At 71.6% G+C, this 23984-nt stretch carries 24 protein-coding genes; 11 read left to right on the top strand and 13 right to left on the bottom strand.

The window, feature by feature from the left end; genetic code table 11:
• Window positions 1-43: 43 nt before the first annotated feature.
• Window positions 44-724 carry a bifunctional 4-hydroxy-2-oxoglutarate aldolase/2-dehydro-3-deoxy-phosphogluconate aldolase gene (gene eda / locus ABZO29_RS31595; protein WP_367323574.1) on the top strand — a complete coding sequence of 227 codons (681 nt, stop codon included), beginning with the start codon at window positions 44-46 and terminating at the stop codon, window positions 722-724.
• Here eda and ABZO29_RS31590 read toward each other — a convergent pair.
• From ABZO29_RS31590 to ABZO29_RS31580, 3 genes are read right to left on the bottom strand one after another with little or no spacing between them, the layout of a single operon-like run.
• Complete coding sequence (locus ABZO29_RS31590) at window positions 696-1904, bottom strand: bifunctional RNase H/acid phosphatase (protein WP_367323573.1); 1209 nt, start codon at window positions 1902-1904, stop codon at window positions 696-698. The two genes, eda and ABZO29_RS31590, sit on opposite strands and share 29 nt — an antisense overlap.
• Before the next feature lie 11 nt (window positions 1905-1915).
• Window positions 1916-2659, bottom strand: a complete 744-nt coding sequence (locus ABZO29_RS31585) for a zinc ribbon domain-containing protein (RefSeq protein WP_367326302.1) — start codon at window positions 2657-2659, stop codon at window positions 1916-1918.
• A complete protein-coding gene (locus ABZO29_RS31580) occupies window positions 2656-3507 on the bottom strand; it encodes a Nif3-like dinuclear metal center hexameric protein (protein WP_367323572.1) in 852 nt (283 codons plus the stop codon). The genes ABZO29_RS31585 and ABZO29_RS31580 overlap by 4 nt, the downstream gene beginning before the upstream one ends.
• A gap of 218 nt (window positions 3508-3725) precedes the next feature.
• Between ABZO29_RS31580 and ABZO29_RS31575 the strand changes: the two genes are divergently transcribed.
• Both ABZO29_RS31575 and ABZO29_RS31570 read left to right on the top strand, forming a co-directional pair.
• Entirely contained in the window at window positions 3726-4970 is a 1245-nt protein-coding gene (locus tag ABZO29_RS31575; protein WP_367323571.1) for a hypothetical protein, read from the top strand.
• Window positions 4971-5075: 105 nt separating this feature from the next.
• Window positions 5076-5234 (top strand): hypothetical protein, encoded by a 159-nt coding sequence (locus tag ABZO29_RS31570; protein WP_367323570.1) that lies wholly within the window; start codon window positions 5076-5078, stop codon window positions 5232-5234.
• Window positions 5235-5298: 64 nt separating this feature from the next.
• Here the strand turns inward: ABZO29_RS31570 and ABZO29_RS31565 are convergent, their stop codons facing one another.
• The 3 genes from ABZO29_RS31565 to ABZO29_RS31555 form a co-directional block, all read right to left on the bottom strand.
• The gene (locus ABZO29_RS31565; RefSeq protein ID WP_367323569.1) at window positions 5299-6237 is read right to left on the bottom strand and encodes a 3-oxoacyl-ACP reductase; all 939 of its coding nucleotides are present in this window, start codon (window positions 6235-6237) and stop codon (window positions 5299-5301) included.
• Between the two features lie 9 nt (window positions 6238-6246).
• Window positions 6247-7323, bottom strand: a complete 1077-nt coding sequence (locus ABZO29_RS31560; RefSeq protein WP_367323568.1) for a Zn-dependent alcohol dehydrogenase — start codon at window positions 7321-7323, stop codon at window positions 6247-6249.
• A gap of 81 nt (window positions 7324-7404) precedes the next feature.
• On the bottom strand, window positions 7405-8262 hold the full coding sequence (locus ABZO29_RS31555) for a MaoC/PaaZ C-terminal domain-containing protein (RefSeq protein ID WP_367323567.1): 858 nt from the start codon (window positions 8260-8262) through the stop codon (window positions 7405-7407).
• A 316-nt stretch (window positions 8263-8578) separates the two neighbouring features.
• On the opposite strand from ABZO29_RS31555, the gene ABZO29_RS31550 reads away from it, so the two are divergent.
• Entirely contained in the window at window positions 8579-9877 is a 1299-nt protein-coding gene (locus ABZO29_RS31550; RefSeq protein WP_367323566.1) for a sensor histidine kinase, read from the top strand.
• Here the strand turns inward: ABZO29_RS31550 and ABZO29_RS31545 are convergent.
• Entirely contained in the window at window positions 9855-10412 is a 558-nt protein-coding gene (locus tag ABZO29_RS31545) for an AbfB domain-containing protein (RefSeq protein ID WP_367323565.1), read from the bottom strand. The two genes, ABZO29_RS31550 and ABZO29_RS31545, sit on opposite strands and share 23 nt — an antisense overlap.
• Window positions 10413-10600: 188 nt before the next feature.
• On the opposite strand from ABZO29_RS31545, the gene ABZO29_RS31540 reads away from it, so the two are divergent.
• Window positions 10601-11233 carry a response regulator gene (locus ABZO29_RS31540; RefSeq protein WP_367326301.1) on the top strand — a complete coding sequence of 211 codons (633 nt, stop codon included), beginning with the start codon at window positions 10601-10603 and terminating at the stop codon, window positions 11231-11233.
• Window positions 11234-11416: 183 nt separating this feature from the next.
• Here the strand turns inward: ABZO29_RS31540 and ABZO29_RS31535 are convergent, their stop codons facing one another.
• The 3 genes from ABZO29_RS31535 to ABZO29_RS31525 form a co-directional block, all read right to left on the bottom strand.
• Window positions 11417-12253 carry a hypothetical protein gene (locus tag ABZO29_RS31535; RefSeq protein ID WP_367323564.1) on the bottom strand — a complete coding sequence of 279 codons (837 nt, stop codon included), beginning with the start codon at window positions 12251-12253 and terminating at the stop codon, window positions 11417-11419.
• Window positions 12250-12789, bottom strand: a complete 540-nt coding sequence (locus ABZO29_RS31530; RefSeq protein ID WP_367323563.1) for a SigE family RNA polymerase sigma factor — start codon at window positions 12787-12789, stop codon at window positions 12250-12252. Before ABZO29_RS31530 ends, ABZO29_RS31535 begins: the two co-directional genes overlap by 4 nt.
• Window positions 12790-12931: 142 nt before the next feature.
• Window positions 12932-14362, bottom strand: coding sequence for a DHA2 family efflux MFS transporter permease subunit (locus ABZO29_RS31525; protein ID WP_367323562.1), 1431 nt, complete (start codon window positions 14360-14362; stop codon window positions 12932-12934).
• Window positions 14363-14587: 225 nt separating this feature from the next.
• On the opposite strand from ABZO29_RS31525, the gene ABZO29_RS31520 reads away from it, so the two are divergent.
• The 6 genes from ABZO29_RS31520 (at window position 14588) to ABZO29_RS31495 (ending at window position 20495) form a co-directional block, all read left to right on the top strand.
• Window positions 14588-16327, top strand: a complete 1740-nt coding sequence (locus ABZO29_RS31520) for an MFS transporter (RefSeq protein ID WP_367323561.1) — start codon at window positions 14588-14590, stop codon at window positions 16325-16327.
• Window positions 16328-16480: 153 nt separating this feature from the next.
• Complete coding sequence (locus ABZO29_RS31515; protein WP_367323560.1) at window positions 16481-17131, top strand: class I SAM-dependent methyltransferase; 651 nt, start codon at window positions 16481-16483, stop codon at window positions 17129-17131.
• Window positions 17132-17152: 21 nt separating this feature from the next.
• Window positions 17153-18073: an N-acetylmuramoyl-L-alanine amidase gene (locus tag ABZO29_RS31510; RefSeq protein ID WP_367323559.1), complete on the top strand. Its 921-nt coding sequence runs from the start codon at window positions 17153-17155 to the stop codon at window positions 18071-18073.
• Window positions 18074-18242: 169 nt separating this feature from the next.
• The gene (locus ABZO29_RS31505) at window positions 18243-19040 is read left to right on the top strand and encodes a DUF5336 domain-containing protein (RefSeq protein WP_367323558.1); all 798 of its coding nucleotides are present in this window, start codon (window positions 18243-18245) and stop codon (window positions 19038-19040) included.
• A gap of 96 nt (window positions 19041-19136) precedes the next feature.
• Window positions 19137-20147 (top strand): LLM class F420-dependent oxidoreductase, encoded by a 1011-nt coding sequence (locus ABZO29_RS31500; RefSeq protein ID WP_367323557.1) that lies wholly within the window; start codon window positions 19137-19139, stop codon window positions 20145-20147.
• 54 nt (window positions 20148-20201) lie between these two features.
• Complete coding sequence (locus tag ABZO29_RS31495) at window positions 20202-20495, top strand: hypothetical protein (RefSeq protein WP_367323556.1); 294 nt, start codon at window positions 20202-20204, stop codon at window positions 20493-20495.
• A 144-nt stretch (window positions 20496-20639) separates the two neighbouring features.
• Here the strand turns inward: ABZO29_RS31495 and ABZO29_RS31490 are convergent, their stop codons facing one another.
• The 3 genes from ABZO29_RS31490 to ABZO29_RS31480 are packed head-to-tail and all read right to left on the bottom strand — an operon-like array spanning window position 20640 to window position 23895.
• Entirely contained in the window at window positions 20640-21710 is a 1071-nt protein-coding gene (locus tag ABZO29_RS31490; protein ID WP_367323555.1) for a prenyltransferase, read from the bottom strand.
• Window positions 21707-22450, bottom strand: a complete 744-nt coding sequence (locus ABZO29_RS31485) for a class I SAM-dependent methyltransferase (RefSeq protein WP_367323554.1) — start codon at window positions 22448-22450, stop codon at window positions 21707-21709. The genes ABZO29_RS31490 and ABZO29_RS31485 overlap by 4 nt, the downstream gene beginning before the upstream one ends.
• The gene (locus tag ABZO29_RS31480; protein WP_367323553.1) at window positions 22444-23895 is read right to left on the bottom strand and encodes a glycosyltransferase family 4 protein; all 1452 of its coding nucleotides are present in this window, start codon (window positions 23893-23895) and stop codon (window positions 22444-22446) included. Before ABZO29_RS31480 ends, ABZO29_RS31485 begins: the two co-directional genes overlap by 7 nt.
• Window positions 23896-23984 lie beyond the last annotated feature (89 nt).

Here is a 23984-nt window from a genome sequence, read left to right as displayed (position 1 = left end):
AACGACCTTTGCGCATGCTGCTCACCCCGGGCACGATGACGCCATGGCCTCTCCCCTGCCCGGCTCTCCCCTGCCCGGCTCTCCCCTGTCCGCGTCCGTGCTCGATATCGCCCCCGTCGTGCCCGTCGTCATCATCGAGAACGCCGCCGACGCCGTACCGCTCGCCCGCGCCCTCCTCGCCGGCGGGCTCCCCGCGATCGAGGTGACGTTGCGGACTCCAGCCGCACTGGACGCGATCCGCGCCATCGCCACCGCCGTGCCGGAGGCCGTCGTCGGAGCGGGGACCGTGATCACCCCGGAGCAGGTGGCCGAGTCCGTGGCGGCGGGGGCGCGTTTTCTCGTGAGCCCCGGCTGGACCGACGTACTGCTGCAAGCGATGCGGGCGTCCGGGGTGGCCTTCCTGCCGGGGGTGTCGACGACATCCGAGGTCGTGGCGCTGCTCGAGCGCGGGGTCCGGGAGATGAAGTTCTTTCCCGCGCAGGCCGCGGGCGGCACGGCTTATCTGAAGTCGCTCGCCGGGCCGCTTCCGCAGGCGCGCTTCTGCCCGACCGGGGGGATCGGGCCGGACAACGCGGCGGAGTATCTGTCGCTTCCCAACGTCGGCTGCGTCGGCGGCACTTGGATGCTGCCCCCGGACGCCGTCGCCGCCCGGGACTGGGCCCGGATCGAGGAGCTGGCCCGGGGTGCGGCTGGGCTCAGGGGCGCAGGTGGGACGTGTCGTTGAAGAGGCGGACGCTGGCGTTGCCGTCGGCGTAGTAGGCGACCGCCGACAGGGAGGCGGCCGAGAGTTCCATGCGGAACAGGGACTCCGGCGGGGCGCCCAGGGCGAGTCGTACGAGAGTCTTTATCGGGGTGACGTGCGAGACGAGCAGGACCGTGCGGCCCGCGTACGCCGCCACCAGCTTGTCGCGGGTGACGGCCATGCGCGCCGCGGTGGCCGCGAAGCTCTCGCCGCCGCCGGTCGGTTCGGCCTCCGGGTCGGCCAGCCACTTGTTCAGGTCGTCCGGGTAGCGCTCGCGGACCTCGCCGAAGGTGAGGCCCTCCCAGGCGCCGAAGTCCGTCTCGCGCAGCCCGTCCTCGATGGTCACGTCCAGGCCGAGGCGGGCGGCTACGGCACCGGCGGTCTCGCGGGTCCGGGCGAGGGGCGACGAGACGATGGCCTGGATGGTGCCGCGGCGGGCCAGCGCCTCGGCGGCCCGCTCGGCCTGCTCCCGGCCCACGGCGGAGAGGGAGGGATCGGTGCCTCCGCTGCCGGAGAACCGTTTCTGAGGCGTCAGCGGCGTCTCCCCGTGCCGGAGCAGTACGAAGGTCGCCGGGGCGCCCATGTCAGCGGGAGCCCAACCGGGGCTGGCGACAGCGCGAGCGGCCCGTCCATCGGCCTCAGCCTTCACCTCGGCTTTCGCCCCGGCCTCCGCCTCGGCCTTGGCCGCTCCGCCCCCCGGCGGCTCCGCCACTCCCCGGCCGGAGTCGGGAACAGCGAAGGAAGCAGCGGCAGAAGACGTCCCCGCGTCCATCGCCTCGTTCGCCAACCGGTCCGCCCTCTTGTTCTGCTCCCGCGGAATCCACTCGTACGTCACCCGGTCCGGCGGAAAGACGCGGGCCGCCTCCGCCGCCAGCGGCTTCATGCCCGGGTGTTTGATCTTCCAGCGGCCCGACATCTGCTCGACGACCAGCTTGGAGTCCATGCGGACGTGGATCGTGGCAGCGGGGTCCAACTCGTACGCGGCGTGCAGGCCGGCCAGCAGACCGCTGTACTCGGCCACGTTGTTCGTGGCCACGCCGAGGTACTCCGACCGCTCGGCGAGCGTCTCCCCGGTCGCCGCGTCGATCACCACTGCGCCGTAGCCCGCGGGCCCCGGGTTGCCCCGTGACCCGCCGTCGGCCTCGACGATGAACTCCCGCATGGCACAGGCTCCTAGAGGCCGGACTCGGCCGTGCGCACCAGGATGCGGCGGCAGTTCTCGCAACGCACCACCGTGTCGGGGGCGGCCGCGCGGATCTCGTTGATGTCGGTGATGGACAGCTCCTGGCGGCAGCCCTGGCAGGTGCGCTGGTACAGCTTGGCCGCGCCGATGCCGCCCTGCTGCTCGCGCAGCTTGTCGTAGAGCTTGAGCAGGTCCGCGGGGACGGAACCGGCGATGACCTCGCGCTCCTTCGTCACCGTCGCCACCTCGCCGTCGATCTCCTCGAACGCGGCGTCCCGGCGAGCGGTCGCGTCGTCGATCTTCGCCTGGACGGAGGAGACCCGCTCGGTCAGCTCCCGCACCCGCTCCTGCACGGACTCGATGCGCTCCATGACCTCCAGGACGATGTCCTCGAGGTCGCCCTGCCGCTTGGCGAGGGAGGCGATCTCGTGCTGGAGGTTCTCCAGGTCCTTGGGGGAGGTGATGGCGCCGGAGTCGAGGCGCTGCTGGTCGCGGGTGGCGCGCTGGCGGACCTGGTCGACGTCCTGTTCCGCCTTGGTCTGCTCGCGGGCGGTGTCGCTCTCCTCGGTCTGCGCGGCCACGAGCAGGTCGCGCAGCTGGGTGAGGTCCTTGGTCAGCGACTCGATCTCGGCGTGCTCGGGCAGCGACTTCCGCTTGTGCGCGAGCTGCTGGAGGCGGACGTCGAGGTCCTGGACTTCGAGGAGTCGGATCTGGTCGGCGGGCGCGGCGTTCAGTTGGGGGCTCCTGCGTTCGATTCCGGGGAGGCCGCGTGGGCCGTCCAGGGGTCGGTGACCGTCTTCGAGACGTGGACGCGAAGGTCCCATCCGTGGCGGTCGGAGATCTCGTCGAGCTGGGCGGCGGCCAGCTCGCACCAGGGCCATTCGGTGGCCCAGTGCGCCGCGTCGAGCAGCGCGAGGGGACTGTGGGCGCGGGCCTCGGACGCCGGGTGGTGGCGCAGGTCCGCGGTGAGGAAGGCGTCGACGCCGGCCGCGCGTACGTGGTCGAAGAGGCTGTCGCCGCTGCCTCCGCTGACGGCGATCGTGCGGAGGGGCGCGTCGGGGTCGCCGGCTACGCGGATGCCCTGCGCGGTGGCGGGCAGCCGTTCGGCGGCGCGGGCGGCGAACTCGCCGACGGTCACCGGGTGGTCCAGTTCGCAGATCCGGCCCAGGCCGCGACGGCCGGACGGATCGGTCGGGTCCGGCACCAGGGGGCGTACGACCCGCAGGTCGAGCGCTCCGGCCAGTGCGTCGCTGACGCCCGGGTCCGCCGTGTCGGCGTTGGTGTGGGCCACGTGCAGCGCGATGTCGTTCTTGATGAGGGTGTGCACCACGCGGCCCTTGAAGGTGGAGGCCGCGACCGTCGTCGTACCGCGCAGGTAGAGCGGGTGGTGGGTGACCAGCAGGTCGGCGTCGAGCTTCAGCGCCTCGTCGACGATCTCCTGGACCGGGTCGACGGCGAAGAGGACCCGGGAGACCTCCTGGTCGGGGTCGCCCACGACCGTGCCGACCGCGTCCCAGGACTCGGCCCGCTCGGCGGGCCACAGGGTCTCCAGCGCGGCGATGACTTCAGACAGACGGGGCACGGGAAAAGGCTACCTGGCCCCTCCGTGCGGCTGAACCGCTACCGGGCAGGTGAGCGGCCCGGCCCGGATCGGCGCGTCCGGCCCGCCCCGGCCAGCACATCCGACCCCGTTCCCTCAGGCGAATCGCTTCTTCGCCACCCTTATGTGTGAAGCGGTTACCGGCCCGTCCTCCGGCTGTGCGTACGAAAACTAGCTTCGTCACCGGAGGTGACCGAACGATGACAGCCTGTGCGATCGAGCCCGCTGCGGAGAACGAGGACGGCGGTACGCCGCCGGCAGGGTGCGTGATCACGGCGGACGGCGCCTACGCCGCGCGGCTGGCGCGGGACGCCGCGTCCGGCTCCTGGTTCCCGGAGCGCTGGACGCTGGACGGCCCCGAACCGTACGCCGTACCGCTGCCCGGCAACCAGCCGGAGGAGCCCGGCACGGAGCTGCAGCCCATGAGCGACGGGCGGGTCCTCATCCGCCGGGTGGCGGACGGGTGGCACTCCTTCTCGCTCCTCTACCCGACGGGGCCCGGCACCGGCGAGCTCCCGCTGGGCGGGATCGAGTGCCCCGACGCGGGCACCCGGCTGCGGCTGCTGCCTCCGGCGCCGTGCGGCGAGCGGGCGTACGCGCTTGCTGTGGGCCCGAGTTCGACGGCGGTGTGGCTGGTGGCGGGCGGCGCCTTCGGGCCCGAGCACCTCGCCGAGATCCCCGGGCGCTGCTCGGGCGGGGTGTGGCTGGACCGCACGGGACGGATGCTGGCCCTCGACCGGGAGACCGGGGGCCGGACGAAGGCGGTCGTGGTGGACCTGGAGCGCGGTGGCGAGATGTCGCCGCTGCTGCAGATCGCCGCGGGCAGCGACGACCGGCTGCTGCTCGCCGACGCCGACAGCGGACTGCTGCTCGTCCGCTCCGACGCTCCCTCGCCCGGGGAGGAACGGCTGGGCTGGGGCGTGCTGGGCAGCACGCTGCCGGTGCGCTTCCCGGAGTGCCTGCGCGTGCCCGGCTGCAGCGTCACCCCGTTCGCGATCCAGCCGGGGCAGGTGCTGACGCCTGAGGGCTGTGCGGTGGCGCTGCGGATCGACGGGCCGTTCGGCTGCACGCTGGGCGCGTGGCGGCCCGCCGAGCGGCGGATGCACCATCTCCCGGCGCCCGAGGGGTGGTTGGCGGGCGCCGGACTGTGGACGAGGGAGGGGGAGCTCCGACTGCCGTACGCCACCGAGGAGGTGCCGTGCGGGGTGGCGCGGATGGCGGTGCCCGTGCGGAACTCGGCGACGGTGGGCGTACGGCGCCAGGCATCGGACGACCGCCCCGGCGAGGCGTCGGACGCGGACCGCCCGGAGCCCGGCACCGCGGACCACCAGGAGCCCGGCACCGCGGACCACCAGGAGCCCGGCGCCGCACGTCCGGAGCCCGGCGCCGCACGTCCGGTGCCCTTGCAGCAGGCGCCTTTGAAAGGTCGTGTGCCAAGCAGGTAACGAAGTAGTGCCGGTTGGCGTGTGCGGCTGGATTCAGCCCTTGGTGTGCCGGTTAAACTCGCCCGGCTGTAAAGAAGGATCATGTTGACGGGGTGAGTAGTTCCGATGAGCGACACCAGCACAATCCAGCCACGCACGGGCGAGGTCCAGGAGACCGCCGGACACGGCAGGCACCGCGGCCAGGTCTCGGCCCACGAGAGCGAGACGGCTCCGCGCGGCCGCCACCGCAAGCCGGTGGAGCAGGCAGCCGAGAGGGCGGCCTGACGGTACGTCGAGCAGACGGCCCCTGTACGTCCACGACGGACGTACAGGGGCCGTTCCGTTGTGGTCAGCCCCGTTTCAGCCCCAGCACCTCAGCCGCCGCGAACGTCTCCCCCTGCGGCCGCTCCGCGTAGTGCGGAGTGAGTACGGCGTCCAGCTCGTCGTACGTGAACGTGTCCTGCTTGCTGTCGAACTTGGCCTGGACATGCGGCCGTTCGACTACGGCGACCATGCCGCCGTGCACCACGAGCAGCTGCCCGTTGATCCGTCCGGCGGCCGGTGAGGCGAGGTAGCCGACGAGCGGGGCGACGTGCTCGGGGGCGAGCGGGTCGAGGCCCTCGTCCGGCTGCTCGAGGCCGGCGAAGACGTCCTCGGTCATCCGGGTGCGGGCGCGCGGGCAGATGGCGTTGACCGTCACGCCGTACTTGGCGAGGGCGAGGGCCGTGGACGTGGTCAGGCCGACGATTCCGCCTTTCGCCGCCGCGTAGTTGGGCTGGCCCGCCGAACCGGCCAGGAACGCCTCCGACGACGTGTTCACGATCCGCCCGTACACCGGACCGCCCGCCGCCTTTGACCGCTCGCGCCAATGCGCGGCCGCGAAACGGGTCGTATTGAAGTGGCCCTTGAGGTGGACCCGGATCACCGCGTCCCACTCGCCCTCCGTCATGGAGAAGACCATGCGGTCGCGCAGGATGCCGGCGTTGTTGACCAGGATGTCCAGCTTGCCGAACTCCCCGATCGCCGACTCGACGAGTTCCCGGGCCTGTCGGAAGTCGGAGACGTCGCCGGTGTGGGCGAGTGCGGTGCCGCCCGCGGCGCGTATCTCGGCGGCGACCTCCTCCGCGGGGCCGGTGGAGGCCTCGCCCGAGCCGTCGCGGCCGGGCTGCCCGTAGTCGTTGACCACGACGGCCGCGCCGAGCCGGGCGAGCTCCAGCGCCTCGGCCCGGCCGAGCCCGCGGCCGGCGCCCGTGACGATGGCGGAGAGACCGTCCAGTGGCAGTGACATACAGGCCCCTCAGATCTCGATGCAGGTACGCAGCGCCGCACCCGTACGCATCTGGTCGAGGGCCTCGTTGATCTCGGAGAGCGGCACCCGGTGGGTGATGAGGCCCTCCAGGTCGACGCGGCCGGCCCGCCACAGGGCGATGGTGCGCTCGTAGGAGCGCAGGACGTCCCCGCCGCCGTACATCGAGGGCAGGATCCGCTTCTCGTCGAAGAACAGCTCGAACATGTTGAGCTGCAGGAAGTCGTCCATGGCGCCCGCGCCGACCACGACGAGCGTGCCGCCGCGCCGGGTCGCCTCGTACGCCGCGCGGGCGGTGGCCGACTTGCCGACGACCTCGAAGACGTAGTCGAAGCCCTCGCCGCCGGTGACGGACTGTTTGGCGTCTGCCAGCTCGTCCGGCGAAACCGCCTTGGTGGCGCCGAACTTGAGCGCGGCCTCGCGGCGCGAGGCGACCGGGTCGACGGCGACGATCTCGGCCACGCCCTTGAGCCGGGCCCCCTGGATCGCGGAGATGCCGACCCCGCCGCACCCGATGACGGCGACGGACGAACCGGCCTCCACGTCGGCGGTGTTGAGCGCGGCGCCCAGGCCCGTGGTCACCCCGCAGCCGATGAGGGCGGCGATGTCGAAGGGCACGTCGTCGGGGATCGGCACCGCGCACCCGGCGGCGACGACGACCTCCTCGGTGAAGGTGCCCGTACCGGCGAAGCCGAACACATCGCCGCCGGGCCGCTTGAAGTTGGGGATGCCCGCGTTCATGAACCCGGCGAGGCACAGTTCGGTCTGCCCGCGCTTGCAGGCGGGACAGACGCCGCAGGCGGGCAGCCAGCAGACGACGACCCGGTCCCCGGCCTTCACGTTGGTCACGCCTTCGCCGACTTCGAGGATCTCGCCCGCGCCCTCGTGCCCGGGCACGAACGGCCCCGGCTGCGGCAGCACCCCGTTCATCGCCGACAGGTCCGAGTGGCACAGCCCCGTGGCGCGCACCCGGATCCTCACCTTGCCGGGGCCGAAGCCGACGGCCTCGACGTCGTCGAGGACCTCGAGCTTTTCCTGGCCGATCTCGTGCAGTACGGCTGCGCGCATGGTGCGGCTCCCCTCGGAGTACTGACTCAGGAGGACTGACTCAGATGTGCTGATTCAGATGTGCTGATTCAGATGTCTGATTCATGTGTGCTGGACGATGGTGTCGGCAAGGACGGGCGCGTCCTCCCGCTCGACGGCACTCACGGCCACCCGGACGGCGTCCTGCTGCCGCCACATGCGGATGCGCAGGGTCTCGCCCGGGTAGACGACCCCGGCGAAGCGGGTGGCGTAGGAGCGGACCCTGGTCACGTCGCCGCCGAGCAGCGTGTCGACGACCGCCTTCAGCGTCATGCCGTACGTGCACAGGCCGTGCAGGATGGGCCGCTCGAAGCCGGCGAGCTTGGCGAACTCGGGGTCGGCGTGCAGCGGGTTGAGGTCGCCGGAGAGGCGGTAGAGCAGGGCCTGGTCCTCGCGGACGGGCCGCTCGACGATCCGGTCGGGTTCGCCGTCCGGGGGGTCGAGGCGGCCGGACGGCCCCCGGTCGCCTCCCCATCCCCCCTCGCCCCGTACGAAGATCTGCGCGTCGCTGGTCCACAACGGGCCGTCGGCGTCGGCGACTTCGGTGCGCATCACGAGGACGGCCGCCTTGCCCTTGTCGTACACGGCGGCGATCCGGCCGGTGGCGGTCGCGGTGCCCTCGACCGGGATGGGGCGGTGGACGGTCAGTTCCTGGCCGCCGTGCAGGACGCGGGCGAGGTCCACCTCGACACCGGGCATGGACAGTCCGCTGATCACGCCGGGCCTCCCCGCGCCCGCGACGGTGGCGAAGCTGGGCAGGACGTGCAGCCGGGACTCCAGGGTGTAGCGCAGCTCGTCGGGGTCGGTGGCGGGGACGCCGGCGCCGATGCCGAGGTGGTAGAGCTGTACGTCCTTCTGGTCCCAGGAGAGCTCGCCGGAGCGGGGTTCGGCGGCGAGCGCCTTGGCTGCGTCGATGGGCATGGGGCTCCTGATCTCGGCGGTCTCTGGCCGGGCTCTGGTCACGGAGGAGGAGAACCCCGGTACGGCCGTCCGCACCGTCGGGCGCACCGAGGTCTCCACGAGCCGATCTAGAACGCGTTCCAGTCCGGCGCCCCCTGTATAGCCCAGCGCTCCTAAGTTGTGAAGGCTCCTGACGGTGTGTCAGACCAGTTGGGTCAGCCCAGTGGACCGTGACATTTGTACTGCCGGAGTCCGTACGGGCGGCCCCTGCCGGGCGCGGCGGCTGATCCGTAGCCTCGGTGCCAGGACCGGGGAACATCCGATCGGGGGAAGAGACATGTCCTGGTTGCGCAAGGTCTCGTGCCGTCTGGACGCGTGGCGGCGTGCGCGTGTGGCGTGGAAGGAGGACAACGCCCGCTGCAGGGCGGAGTCGAAGGCGGCCCGCGCCTGCGAAAAGGTGCCGGAGCACCCCGGCGCGCCGCCCACCGGGTTCGCCCTGCTGCCCTGGCTGCTGATGGGGCTGGGCGCGTTCTCCAACATCTTCCAGGGCAAGGCGCCGAACCCGGTGATCGGCGGCCTGGGCCTGCTCACCTTCAACTCCCTCTACATCTATGTGGCGTTCCGCGCCTTCGACAAGGAGAAGCGCCAGGCGACGTCCACGCGGGTGGCGCTCGTCCTCATGGGGCTGCTGACCTGCGGTCTGGCCATCGGGTACGGCGACAACTGGCTGCTCTTCTTCCCCCTGCTCGGCCTGGCGACGGGCGCCGTCGTGCGCGGGCGGTGGCTCGGCAGGATCGGCCTGGGACTCTCCGCGCTGGCGGGCCTCGTCTCCGCCGTGCACGACGGCTGGAACGGGATCAACATCGCGTACGGCACGTTCCTGTCGACGATGGTCACGGCAGCGATCCTCAGCCTGTCCGAGGCGGTCCGCGAACTGCAGGCCGCCCGCGAGGAACTGGCCCACCGTGCCGTCGAGAAGGAGCGCATGCGCTTCTCCCGCGATCTGCACGACCTGCTCGGCCACACCATGTCGGTGATCGTGGTGAAGTCGGAGGCGGCACGGCGCCTCGCTCCCCGGGACATGGCGGCGGCGCTGACGCAGGTCGCGGACATCGAGTCCGTGGGCCGCCAGGCCCTGACGGAGATCCGCGAGGCGGTGACCGGCTACCGCGAGGGCAGCCTCGGCACGGAACTGGAGGGGGCTCGCTCGGCGCTGTCCGCGGCGGGCATCGATCCCGTGGTCCGCCAGTCCGGCCCGCCCCTCGCCCCGCAGAACGAGGCCCTGCTGGGCTGGGTCGTGCGTGAGGCGGTCACCAACGCCGTGCGCCACAGCGGTGCGACCCGCTGCGAGATCACGGTCGACGGCACCGCGGACCGCGTACGTCTGAGGGTCACCGACAACGGCACCGGCACATCGGTGACCGGTCCCGCCGAGGGCATCGGCGGGACCGGTCTGAAGGGCCTGACCGAACGCCTCGCGGCGGCGGGCGGGTCCCTGCGGGCGGGCCCGTCGCCACGAGGCGGTTTCACGGTCACCGCCGAGCTTCCCGTGGACGGCGCTCTCCCCGTGGAACAAGGCGACCTCCCCACGGAGCAGGCGGAGTTGTCCCTGTCTACGGCGCCCAGGGCTGACTGACCACCCAGCTGACGTCGTTCGCCCAGGACGTGGTGCTGTCGAAGGCGTTCGAGCCGCCGTTGCTCGCTATGTAGACGTTGTAGTCGTAGTGCCGGATGAATCTGCTCGGGTAGTTGTACGACGCGAACGAGGTGCCCGTGCCGCTCTTGCCGGTCGTCGGACAGAAGGTGGCGTCGGCTCTGAACTGCGCGGTGCCGTCCATGGGTTGGCGGTAGAGCTGGTAGTTGTAGTGCCGCAGGAAGTCACCGGGGTAGTTGCGCGACTCGAAGGAGACGCAGGAGCTGCTCGCCAGGCCCCGGCGGACGATCCAGGTGGCGTCGTTCTTGTCGAGGCTCGAACTGCTCGACGTCACCGGGGAGATCACCGCCGCGTTGTTCTGGTGGCGGATGTAGTCGGTCGTGCAGCACGAGGTCGTCGCGCGCAGGGAGATCTCCGAACCCGGGTGGTAGGGCAGTGCGGGGGGATGTCGTCCGGTATACCGGACATCGTTCGACCGAAATCCCGAACTTATTTGGCCGATCGAAGTGTCGAACAATTACAGAAGACGGGAATGGTACAGAAATTGCAAAGGCGAACTCCCAATGCAGAGGCGATTGTTTGCCTGCGGTCGGGGGCCGTCAAGACTCGCGGAACGGAACAATAGCGAGTCTTTGATTACTGATGGGCCGGAGAACGCATTGGCTCAGCGCGCCTGCCGCGCCTTACGCTTGGGCCGTGGACGAGATGCCGCGGGATCACCGGCAGGCGAAGTGCGTGAGGGTCCTGCTCGCCGAGGACCAGGGGATGATGCGGGGTGCCCTGGCCTTACTGCTCGGCATGGAGGAGGACTTGGAGGTCGTCGCCCAGGTCTCTGCGGGCGACGCGATCGTGGACGCCGCACTGAACCACCGGCCGGACGTGGCCCTGCTGGACATCGAACTGCCGGGCATGAGCGGGCTGGACGCGGCGGCCGAGTTGCGCGAACAGGTCCCGGACTGCCGGGTGCTGATCCTCACCACCTTCGGCCGGCCCGGCTACCTGCGCCGGGCCATGGAGGCGGGCGCGGCGGGGTTCCTCGTCAAGGACGGTCCGGTGGAGGAGCTGGCCGCCGCGATCCGGCGCGTACTCACCGGCGAGACGGTGGTCGATCCGGCGCTGGCCGCGGCCGCGCTGAGCGCCGGCCCGAACCCGCTGACGGCCCGCGAGTGCGACGTCCTCAATGCCTCGACCGACGGCGCGACGGTCGCCGACATCGCCGCCAAGCTGCACCTGTCCGAGTCCACGGTCCGCAACTACCTCTCCTCCGCGATCGGCAAGACGGCCACCCGCAACCGGATGGAGGCGATGCGGGAGGCACGGCGGCAGGGCTGGCTCTGACGGCCGGCTGACGTTGCCGATGCGTCCCGCCTTGGTTTGCGGGACCTGGCGGGACCAGAAAGGACCTGACACCGAGGCCGATGACCACTCGCGGCACCCCGCCCCAGCTCCGCCACGGCCGCGTGCTCCGCCGCCCCGCCGGGGGCTCTCTCGACGCCCGTCCGCTCTTCCGCCTCCCTCGTCCTACTTCGTCACCTCCACCGACTTGTACGCCGTCCCCTTCGGCGCCAGGCAGACGAACCAGCCGTACGGGGATCCGTCGGGTATCCGGATCGCCATCTCGTCGCTGTTGATGTCTCCGTCGGCCGGTGCCCGGCGGACCACCGTCTTCGTGCCGTCCTTCCAGGTGCAGGTCACCTCCTGGGCGGTCTTTGCCACATGGCCGATCACCAGACGCTCGGGGCCGTCGGTGGCGGCCGGGTCGAGCGGGACCGCGACGGCCTCGATGTCCCCGCCCGACATGGTGTCGCCCTTGCCGGTCAGGGCGTGCAGGGTCAGATGTTCCCAGCCGATGCCGTTCTGCCCGGTGCCGCGGTGCACGAAGTAGGCGCTCTTGCCGACCAGTTCGGCGGCCGTGGTCACGCCGGTGGGCGTCTCGCCGTACTCCGCCATCGCGTTCATCATGGCCTGGGCGTCGGCCGCGTTGACCGGCGCCGGCCACACGTCGATGGTGACGCGCCACTCCTTGTCCCCGTCCGTACCGGTCGCGAGCATGGCCCTGCCGTGCGGCTGGAACACCTGCGGGCTACTACTGTTCACCGGCGGCTGGGTCGCCATCGGCGCCACCGCGTGCCCGCCGCCCGGCACTCCCGTCATCGCGAGCGCCCCTGTTGAGCCCGCGACCACCAGCGCCGTGCCCGCGGCCACCGCCCAGCGGCGGGTCTTGCGGCGGCGGCCGCCGCGGATCAGCGCCTGGGTGGGGGCCGTGCCGATCTCGACCTCGTCGGCGGCGTCCGCCAGCAGGAAGGCGATGTCGTGGTGCGTCATGTCGTGGTTCGTCTCCCGGTCCGCGCTCGTCACTTCCGGCCTCCGTGCGTGACCATCCCGGCGAGACCCGGTATGGCGCGGAGTTTCGCGATCCCCTTGGCCGCGTTGCTCTTCACCGCGCCCACCGAGCAGCCCATCGCCTCGGCGGTCTGTGTCTCCGTCAGGTCCTCCCAATACCGCAGGACCACCGCCTCCCGCTGCCGCGCGGGCAGCTGGGCGAGCGCCTTCAGCAGGGCGTTGCGGTCGTCGGCCTGGGAGATGCGGTCGCCGGTGTCGGCGATCTCGTGGACGATCCCCGTGTCGTCCTTCGGCGCCAGGAACTCCCTGAGTCTCCTGCGGTGTTTGCGCGCGTGCGCGTTGACCATCACGCGCCGTACGTACGCCTCCGGGTCGTCGGCCGAGCCGACCCTGCGCCAGGCCACATAGACCCGTTCGAGCGTCGACTGGACCAGGTCCTCCGCGGCGTGCTGCTCCCCCGTGAGGAGAAATGCCGTCCGCATCAGCCGCGGCCAGCGGCCGATGACAAAGGCCTGGAACTCACCGTCCCCTGCCTGCTTGCGATCCCCCATGGACACCTCCTGGATGTCAGAAGGAGTCCATGGACCGCCCGGATCGTTGCCTCACCACGCGAACAATTTTCGCGCCGCCTCCCGGGGGGGCCGGGATTCGGCGAAGATTTTCCGCACTGCACCCGGGACCCCGGGATTCCCGTCACCGCACCGCGACCCTCCGCGGCAGCCACACCAGCATCAGCACCGCCCCCACCACCAGCACCCCCGTCCCGCCCCGGAAGGCCAGCGCGTACCCCTCCGTCAGGGCCTCCGGCGACCCGCTGCCCGCCGTACGCGCCGCCGCGATCGTCGACATGACGGCCAGCCCCAGCGAACCACCCATCGTGCGCGAGGTGTTGACCAGTCCGGACACCAGTCCGGCCTCGCCCGGCGCCGCCCCCGACGTGGCCAGCGCGGCGAGCGGTGTCGCCGCCAGGCCCGCGCCCAGCATCATCAGGATCCCCGGCAGCATGATCGACGTGATGTACGCGCCTTCCGCGCCCATCCTCGACTGCCAGCCGAATCCGGCCGCCGCGACCAGCGTCCCCAGGACCGCCACGCCACGCGCCCCGGCCACCGGCATGAAGCGGGGCGCGAGCTTCGAGCCCAGGACGACCGCAAGGGAGCTGGGCATCAGCGCGAGGCCGGCCTCCAGCGGGGTGTAGCCCAGCACGTTCTGGGCGTACATCGTCATGAAGAACCACATGCAGAACATCGCGAAGCCGCAGAGGAACATCGCCACGTTCGCCGACGACACCGCGCGCACGCGGAACAGTCCCAGTGGCATCAGCGGAGCCGTCGTACGGGCCTCGACGGCGAGGAAGAGGCCGACGAGGACGAGACCCGCGGCGAGCGGTGTCAGGGTGGCCCCCGCCGTCCACCCCTGGGCCTCCGTCTGCGAGATGCCGTACGCCAGTGTGGCGAGGCCGGCCGTGACCAGCACCGCGCCCGGCAGGTCGAGGCGCCGCCCGTCGCCGTTGCGGCTCTCCGCGAGCCAGGCCAGGGAGGCGACGAGCACGAAGGCCCCGACCGGCACGTTGATCAGCAGCACCCACCGCCACGACAGCAGGTCCACCAGCACCCCGCCGACCAGGCCGCCCGCGGCCCCGCCGCCCGCGCCGACGGCCGTCCAGGTCGCGATGGCACGCGCGCGTGCGGCGCCTTCCGGGACGGCGGCGGTGAGGATCGTGAGTGTGGAGGGCGCGAGCACCGCCGCCCCGAGCCCCTGCACGGCCCGTGCGAGCAGCAGCTGCCAGCCGTCCTGGGCCAGCCCGCCGCCCAGCGAGGCCAGCGTGAACAGGGCGAGCCCCACCAGGAACATCCGCTTGCGGCCGTACAGGTCACCGGCCCGCCCGCCGAGCAGCATGAACCCGGCGAAGGCAATCGCGTACGCGTTCACCACCCACTGCAGGCCGGACGCGCTCAGCCCGAGCTCGGCCCGCATCGACGGCAGTGCCACGTTGACGACGGACACGTCGAGCACGACGAGGAACTGCCCCGCACAGGCGAGCGCCACCACCAGCCAGGTGGGCGGCGCGGTACGGCGGGACATGCGGGCGGTGGCGTCAGCGGCTCCGAGCATGGGCGTCATGGTCTCAACTGGGCGGTGCCCCTTGCATCGGCATTTCGCCGCAGCCGCGTGTCGGTCGTGCGGACTAGGCCCCGCGCGTAGGGGGCGGGCCACTGTCCCAAGAGAAGGTCAAGAATTCGTTAGCATGCCGAAGCAACGGAATAGTTGCCCAGGCGCACGGGGTTCAGCTTGCACGTATCCCGCACGGATCCTCGAACTTCCCTTCCGGCCCGGAGGCCTCACCCCATGACGCTCACGTCGACCGACCAGCCCGCCCGGAGAGCGAGCGGGGCCCTCGTCCCGGTCCTCGCCTTCGCGGGCATCGTGGTCGCGGTGATGCAGACCCTGCTCGTCCCGGTCATCAAGGACCTGCCGCAGCTGCTGGACACCGCACCCGGCAACGCCACCTGGGTCCTGACCTCGACGCTTCTCTCGGGAGCCGTCGCCACCCCGATCATGGGCCGCCTCGGCGACCTGTACGGCAAGCGGCGCATGCTGGTCCTCAGCCTGGCGGTGATGGTGGCCGGCGCGCTGGTCAGCGCGGTCACCAGCGACCTGCTCCCGATGATCGTCGGCCGTACGCTCCAGGGCTTCGCGATGGGCGCGATCCCGCTCGGCATCGGCCTGATGCGCGACATGCTGCCCCGCGAGAAGCTCGGCTCGGCGATGGCCCTGATGAGCTCCTCGATCGGTGTCGGCGGCGGCCTCGCACTGCCCGCCGCGGCCCTGGTCGCCCAGCACGCCGACTGGCACGCCCTCTTCTACGGCGCCGCGGGCCTGGGCGCCGTCTCGATCCTCCTCACCCTCCTCGTCGTACCGGAGTCCCCCACGCGCGCCGAGGGCACCTTCGACCTGCTCGGCGCGCTCGGCCTCTCCACCGGCCTGGTCCTGTTCCTGCTGCCGATCACCAAGGGCAGCGACTGGGGCTGGACCTCGGGCACCACGCTCGGCCTGTTCGGCGCGTCGGCCGTCGTACTCGCCCTGTGGGGCGTGATGGAGCTGCGCGTCAAGGCCCCGCTGGTGGACCTGCGCACCACGGCCCGCCCCGCGGTCCTCTTCACCAACCTCGCGTCGATCATGGTCGGCGTCTCCTTCTACGTCGTCTCCCTGGTCCTGCCCCAGCTCCTCCAGCTGCCGAAGGCCACCGGGTACGGCCTCGGCCAGTCGATGGTCGTCGCGGGTCTGCTGGTGGCGCCGCTCGGCCTGACGATGATGTTCACCGCGCCCGTCTACGCCCGGCTGTCGGCGAAGTACGGCCCCAAGGTCACCCTGATCCTCGGCCTGCTGATCATCGCGATCGGCTACGGCGCCGGCCTCGGCCTGATGAGCGCCGCCTGGCAGAGCCTCGTCATCGCGGTGGTCCTCGGCGCCGGCATCGGCCTCGCCTACTCCTCCCTGCCCGCCCTGATCGTCGGCGCGGTCCCGGCGTCGGAGACGGGCGCGGCGAACGGCCTCAACACGCTGATGCGTTCCATCGGTACGTCCGTGTCCAGCGCCGTGATCGGCATGGTGCTGGCGAACACGGCGAACACCGTGAACGGCGTCGAGATCCCGACCATGCACGGCTTCCGCGTCTCCTTCCTGATCGCGACGGCCGCGGTGGCGCTCGGCCTGCTGTCGGCCCTCTTCCTGCCCGGCCGCCGTCCCTCGGGCAAGCCTCAGCTGCGCGCGAGCAGCGAGGAGGACACCAACCTGGCCCGCGCCGAGGAGGCCCTGCGCGGCTTCCGCGGCCGCGTCCTGGACGCCGACGGCACCCCCGTCGCCCGCGCCAACGTCACCCTGATCGACCGGCGCGGCCGCCAGGCGGGCGCGACCCTCTCGGCGCAGGACGGCAGCTACGCCCTCGCCGTCCCCGCGGAGGGCGCCTACGTCCTCGCCGCGAAGGCCGAGGGCCACGGCCCGCACGCCTCCTCCGCGACCCACACCGGCGACGACACCCCGGTGGACCTGGACCTGTCCCTGCCGGGCGAGACGGTCACGGCCTGAACCGCCGAGCCCCTGAGCCGCACTGAGATCCACGCCACCCGCACCCCCTGTCGCCCCGCCGACGGGGGGTGCGGCAGCATGGGGCGCCCATACGCTCGTACGCCTCCCGTCGTACGTCCCCGTCGTACGTCCCCCTTTGGAAAGGCAGGCCCCATGCCCGCGGCACCCAAGCCCGAGATCCTGGCCGCGTTCGAGGCGGCGAAGGGGTTCATGCCCGTGGACGAGGGCCTCGCGCTGTACGCGGCCGCGGTCGAGGCGGGGCGGCTGGGGCTGCCGCTGCTGGAGGTCGGGACGTACTGCGGGCGCTCCACGATCCTGCTCGCCGACGCGGCCCGCCAGGCCGGCGTCACCGCGATCACCGTCGACCACCACCGCGGCAGCGAGGAGCAGCAGCCCGGCTGGGAGTACCACGACCCGGAGACGGTCGACCCCGAGATCGGCCTGATGGACACGCTCCCCACCTTCCGGCGCACGCTGCACAAGGCGGGCCTGGAGGAGCACGTCGTCGCCCTGGTCGGCCGCTCCCCGCAGATCGCGAAGATCTGGAACTCCCCCCTCGGCCTGGTCTTCATCGACGGCGGCCACACCGACGAACACGCCGGCGCCGACTACGAGGGCTGGGCACCGCATGTGGCCGAGGGCGGGCTGCTCGTCATCCACGACGTGTTCCCCGACCCGGCGGACGAGTTCACCGGCCAGGCCCCCTACCGCGTCTATCTGCGGGCACTCGAGTCAGGCGCGTTCACGGAGATCTCCGTCACGGACTCGTTGCGTGTCCTGCGGCGATCCGGGGCGGGGATCTGACCCTCGGTTAAAGTCGCTGTCGTGTCGTACGCAGGTCCGGGCTTCGAGCCGCCCCACCCCCCTCGTTCCCGTCGCCGTCCGCTGATCGTCGCGGTCGCCGCGCTGGTGCCGGGGGCGCTGCTGGGCTGGCTCGTCTACGAGGCGGTGGGCGCACAGGGTGAGCCGGGGAGTCCGCAGCGGGCGGCCGTGGGGACGGCGACCAGCGCTCCCGCCTCCCCGACGGGCGGCGCCGCGACCGACGACGAGAAGCCCGGCTCGGATGCCGCCGCGCCCCTCGAGGGCAAGGTCGTCGTCATCGACCCGGGCCACAACCCGGGCAACTTCCAGCACACCGCCGACATCAACCGCAAGGTGAACATCGGCACGAACTGGAAGGAGTGCGACACCACGGGGACCTCCACCAACTCCGGTTACACCGAAGCCCGGTTCACGCTCGACGTGGCCCATCGCCTGCGCACCCTCCTGGAGCGGCAGGGCGCGACCGTGAAGCTGACCCAGGACGGCGACCGGCCCTACGGGCCCTGTGTGGACGAGCGGGCGCGGATCGGGAACGACGCGCACGCCGACGCCGTCGTGTCCGTCCACGCCGACGGTTCGGCGGCCGGCAACCGCGGCTTCCATGTGATCCTTCCGGCGTCGGTGCACGCGGGAGCCGCCGACACCCGCCCGATCGCCGGCCCTTCCCGCGACCTCGGCGAGCGCATCGCGGGCAGCTTCGTCCGCGCAACGGGCAGCGCGCCCTCCAACTACGTCGGCGACGGCACCGGACTCGTCACCCGCCGCGACCTCGGCGGTCTCAATCTGTCAACGGTTCCCAAGGTGTTCATCGAGTGCGGCAACATGCGCGATAGCAAGGACGCGGCACTGCTGACCAGTGGTGCCTGGCGGCAGAAGGCGGCGCAAGGGATCTCTGAGGGAATCGTGAGCTTCCTGCGCGGGTAGTGATCAGGGCGCTGATCCGGGCCGACAGCCTGATCGTGCGGACGATAGGGTCGTCCCTACGATGAGGGGCCACCCCCGCGCTTCACACCGGGGCCGGACGGCGACATGGTGACAGCGACGCCTCTTCCGACGCTCTATCGACGACGAGACGACTGACGAAGGACCTGAAGTGAATATCCGCTCCCTCACTCGAGGCGACGGCGTGGTGATCGGAGCAGCGCTTCTGCTGTTCATCGCGTCGTTCCTCGACACGTTCGACGGCTCCGGCGACGACGTCCCCAACGCGTGGGACAACCTCGGCCTGGTGATGAGCATGTACGTCGGCGGGATCATCGGTGCGGTCCTGATCGTCGTGGCCCGCGCCCTCCCGCAGCCCCGCAAGGTCGCCGGACTCGACCTCGGTCCGCTCGGTGTCGCGCTGACCGTCTTCGCCGCGTGGACCGCGCTCTGGACGATCATCGACCCGCTGGGCGCGTTCAGCGACACCATCGGCAGCGACAACGTCGACACCGGTACCGGCCTCATCCTCGGCCTCATCGCCACCCTGTTGCTGGCGGGCGGCGCCATCGCCACCCCGCTCGTCCCCGCCCTCCAGGCCGGCCTGATCCCCGCCCCCAAGCCGCCGGCCCCGCAGCCCTACGGCGGCCAGCCGCAGGGTGGTTACGGCTACCCGGGCGCGCCGCAGCCGCAGTTCGGCGGGCAGCCGCCGCAGCAGCAGGGTCAGCCGTACGGCGCGCCGGCCCCGCAGCAGGGCCAGCCGCCGGCCGCGGAGTTCTCGCCGTTCTGGTTCGCCGTGCCGGTGCCGCGGCCGCTGTACGCGGAGGACGGTTCGCCGATGCCGATCGCGGAACTGGCGCCGGGCACCTGGTACCTGGCCGTCGAGCAGAGCGGCCCGGGCCTGGTCGCCCAGACCCAGGACGGCCGCCGCGGCGTGCTGCGGGACACCTCGGGCATCCAGCGCGGCTGATTCCCCAGTGCCGTTCACGGCCCCTCGCCCTTCCGGGCGGGGGGCCGTTGTCGTACAGTCGCCCTCCCGGAACTGACGTACCGTCAGGAGGTAGGCATGCGGCTCGGTCTCGCACTCGGCTACTGGGGCCGCGGCCCCTCCGCGGACCACGTGCCGCTGGCGCGGGAGGCGGAGCGGCTCGGCTACCACTCCGTGTGGACGGCCGAGGCATGGGGGTCGGACGCCTTCACTCCGCTGACCTGGATCGCCGCCCGGACGTCAAGGATCAAGCTCGGTACGGCGGTTGCCCAGATGGCGGCCCGCTCCCCCACCACCACCGCGATGCACGCCCTCACCCTCGACCACCTCTCTGGCGGCCGGATGATGCTCGGACTCGGCCTGTCGGGCCCGCAGGTCGTCGAGGGCTGGTACGGGCGGCCGTTCCCCAGGTCGCCACTGACCGCGACCCGGGAGTACGTCGACGTCGTACGGCAGGTCCTCAGACGGGAAGCGCCGGTGGAACTCGACGGGCGCTTCCACGCCCACCCCTACCGCGGCCCGGACGCCACCGGAATCGGCAAGCCCCTGAAGCCGATCACCCACCCCCTCCGCCCCGACCTGCCGATCCTGCTCGGCGCCGAAGGGCCGAAGAACGTCGCACAGACGGTCCGGATCGCCGACGGCTGGCTGCCGCTGTACTGGGCGCCGAGCCGGCCCGAGGTGTACGGCGATGCGGTCGCCGACCTGCCGGAGGGATTCGTCGTCGCCCCGATGGCCCGGGTCAGCGTCTGCGACGACGTCTCCGAGGGACTGCTGCCCGTCAAGGCCATGCTCGGCTTCTACATCGGCGGGATGGGGCACGCCGCCCGAAACTTCCACGCCGACCTGATGGCACGCATGGGGTACGAGGAGCAGGCCCGGCGCATCCAGGAACTGTTCCTGTCCGGCCGCAGGGAGGAGGCGGTACTGGCCGTGCCGGACGCCTTCGCCGACGAGATCTCCCTGGTCGGCCCGCGTGAACGCATCGCCGAACGGCTGGAGCTGTGGCGCAAGGGACCGGTGACCGACCTGCTGGTACTGGCCCCGGATCCGAACACGCTGCGGGTGCTCGCCGAGCTCAACTCCTGAAGCGGAGATTCCAGTCAGGGGTTTCATCCCGCGTTCAACGGCAACCCGACGGGTATGTCCCCTCGATATCGGAACGGTTCGAATCAGGCCGGCACGGTCATCGCGATCGTCGCCGACATCATGGCCCTGATCCTGGGCCTGTGGATCCTGATGTACCTGCTGGACGCCAACCGCACGAACGACTTCGTGCAGTTCATCCATGACGCGGCCCGCTGGCTCGCGGGTTGGTCGTACAACCTGTTCACGTTCGACGAGGCGTGGGCACGGGTCGTGGCGGGGTACGGCCTGGCCGCGGTCGTGTACCTGTTCGTGGGGCACGCGATCGCCAACAGGGCTCACCGCCACTGAAGCGCCCCAAAGGGGCGCGGGGCTGTCACATTGTGCGGCTCCGCCGCGTGGGCGCGATCAGCCCATGACGGCCGGCACCCGCCACCCGGGCAGCAGAACCACCCGGGCATAACCACCCGAGCTCTTGGGCGCCGCCCGCCGACGTCAGTCGCAGCAGTCGGGGTCCAGTCCCCTGGGCAGGAGCTCGCCCCCGAACACCGCACACGTCGCCTCGTGGCCGCCCAGCGCGGCGACCGCGAGGAGGACGGAGCCGGCCGTCCAGGTCGTCAGTTCCCGGGGCCAGATCGCCTCGTCCTCGAAGACGTACCCCGTCCAGTACAGACCGCTCTGCGCGTCCCGCAGATGCTGGATCGCCTGGAGGATGTCCAGCGCGCGGTCGGACTCGCCCATCGCCCAGAGCGCCAGGGCGAGTTCGGCCGACTCGCCACCCGTCACCCACGGGTTGGGGACGACGCAGCGCACACCGAGGCCGGGGACGACGAAGCGGTCCCAGGCCTCCTCGATGCGGGCCTTGGCCTCCGCGCCCGTGAGCGCGCCGCCCAGCACCGGGTAGTACCAGTCCATCGAGTAGCGGTCCTTGTCGAGGAACCGCTCGGGGTGCCGCCGAATCGCGTGCCGCAGCGCGCCCGCCGCCAACTCCCAGTCCGGCTGCGGCTCTTCGCGCTGCTCGGCGATGGCGAGAGCGCAGCGCAGCGCGTGGTGGATGGAGGAGGAGCCGGTCAGCAGCGCGTCCGCGGTGGCCGTGCCGTCGTCGTCCTGCCGCCAGCCGATCTGCCCGCCGGGCCGCTGCAGTCGCAGCACGAACTCGATCGCCGCGTAGACGGACGGCCACATGCGGTCCAGGAACGTGTCGTCGCCGGTGGACAGGTAGTGGTGCCACACGCCGACGGCTATGTAGGCGACGAAGTTCGTCTCACGGCCCCGGTCGGTGACGTCCTCGAAGTCCCCGTCCGCGTACGCCGCGTACCACGAACCGTCCTCGTTCTGATGCCACGCCAGCCATGCGTACGCCCGCTCGGCGGCCTCGTGCTCGCCCGCCGCGTCGAGGGCCATCGCGGCCTCGGTGTGGTCCCAGGGATCGAGATGGTGCCCCCGGAACCACGGGATCGCGCCGTCCTCCCGCTGCACGGCGAGGATGCCGGCGACGGTCGCGGCGGCCTGCTCGGCGGTGAGGACCCCGGTCAGGACGAGGTGTTCTGTCCGGGGAGTGGTCACTTGGCGTCCGCCTCGGAGATCGCCGGAAGGTGGGGCTTGGTCGCGTACGCCACGAAGCTCTTGCCGATCAGCGGGTTCAGCGCCTGCTCGGCGACCCGGGTCGCGAGGGGCTTCTTCATGATGTCCCAGACCAGCAACTGGTGGTACGCCCGCACCGGCAGTGCCTTGTCGTTGTCGACGCCGAACGCGCACTTCAGCCACCAGTACGGCGAGTGCAGCGCGTGCGCGTGGTGCGTGCCGTACGGCTTCAGGCCCGCCTCGCGGATCTTCTCCAGCAGCTCGTCCGCCTTGTAGATGCGGATGTGACCGCCCTCGACCTCGTGGTAGGCGTCGGACAGGGCCCAGCAGATCTTCTCGGGGCCGTAGCGCGGGACGGTGATGGCGATGCGGCCGCCCGGCTTGAGCACGCGGACCATCTCGGCGAGTACGCCCTTGTCGTCGGGGATGTGCTCCATCACCTCGGAGATGATCACGACGTCGAAGGACTCGTCGGGGAAGGGCAGCGCGAGCGCGTCGCCCTCCATGGCCGTGGCGGTGGCGCCCTCGGGGGCCTCACCGGCCTCCTTCATCGCCGCGAACCACCTGGCGACCTCGCGGATCTCCTCGCCGTTCTGGTCGAGGGCCACGACCTGGGCGCCCCGCCGATAGCACTCGAAAGCGTGCCGGCCGGCACCACAGCCGAGGTCCAGGACACGGTCGCCCGGGGCGAGCGGGAACCGGGAGAAGTCGACGGTCAGCACGTGGCCCTGCTTTCGCGGTCGTTGTCGACGGTCACTTGGACCGGGGTGGTCGTCTGGAAGGGGGCGCTCGGTTCTGTGGCCGCCGCGGAGCGGCCCGGAGCCGGGCCCGCGACGGGGGTCGCCCCGCGCGAGCGAAGCCGAGCGTGGGGGACGGCGATGGCCTCGCGGTAGCGGGCCACCGTGCCCTCCGCGGCGCGCGCCCAGGTGAAGTTCCGCAGCACCCGCTCACGCCCCGCCGCACCCAGCCGAGCCCTCAACCCACGATCGCCGAGCAGCCGGCCGAGCCCGGCGGCCAGCGCTCCCGCGTCACCCGGCGGCACCGCGACGCACGTCTCCCCGTCGCGCCCGGCCACCTCGGGAATCGCCCCGCCGGTCGTGGCGACCAGCGGTGTGCCCGTCGCCATCGCCTCGGCGGCCGGCAGCGAGAAGCCCTCGTACAGCGACGGCACACACGCGACCTGCGCCGAGCGCACCAGGTCGACCAGTTCCTCGTCCGAGATCCCCTTGACGAACTCGACGGCGCCCTCGAGGCCGTACCGCTCGACGGCCTGCGCGACCGGCCCCTCGGCGGGCCGCTTGCCGACCACGACGAGGTGGGCGTCCGGGTGCTCCGTGCGCACCTTCGCCAGCGCCTCGACGAGGAAGACGAGTCCCTTGAGCGGCACGTCCGCACTGGACGTCGTCACGATCCGGCCCGGCACCTGCGGCACCGACGGATCGGGCGAGAAAAGGTCGGTGTCGGCGCCGATGTGGACCACGTGGATGCGGTCGCCGCGCACCCCGAGGTGGTCGACGATCTCCTGCCGGGAGGTGCCGGACACCGTGAGCACGGAGGGCAGGCGGCGCGCGACCCGCTTCTGCATGCGCGTGAAGGCGTACCAGCGGCGCACGGAGTACCGCCGTGCCCATCCCTGCGCCGCGTCGAGCTCCAACTGGCGGTCGACGGTGATGGGATGGTGGATGGTCGTCACCAGCGGGGCGCCGACGTCGCCCAACAGTCCGTATCCGAGCGTCTGGTTGTCGTGCACGACGTCGAACTCGCCGCGCCGGGCACGCAGATGGCGGCGGGCACGGAGGGAGAAGGTGAGCGGCTCGGGGAAGCCTCCGGTCCACATGGTGGCGACTTCCAGCGCGTCGATCCAGTCGCGGTACTCGTCGCGCCCCGGGGTGCGGAAGGGGTCGGGCTGACGGTAGAGGTCGAGGCTGGGCAGCTCGGTGAGGCTCAGGCCGTCGTAGCCCTCGTCGAGGACCGGATAGGGCTGGGAGCCGATGACCTCGACCCGGTGGCCGAGGCGGGCCAGCTCGCGGGAGAGATGCCGGACGTAGACGCCCTGTCCCCCGCAGAACGGGTTCCCTTTATACGTGAGGAGCGCGATGTTGAGCGGTCGCTCGCCGTCGGCGGCAGATCCCTCCAGGGGACCGGCCTCCCTGGCCTCAGCGGTCACTCTGAGCCCCCTTCTCCCTGCTCTTTCCCGCGACATTACGCGGGGACGCTAATCTAGAACAAGTTACAGACTTGATCGTTCAAGAGGCT

Origin of the sequence: Streptomyces sp. HUAS ZL42 (assembly GCF_040782645.1) — a bacterium.
Classification (GTDB): Bacteria; Actinomycetota; Actinomycetes; order Streptomycetales; family Streptomycetaceae; genus Streptomyces.
The sequence above is the reverse complement of the archived record's forward strand: the minus strand, read 5'-3'. Positions and strand labels throughout refer to the sequence as shown.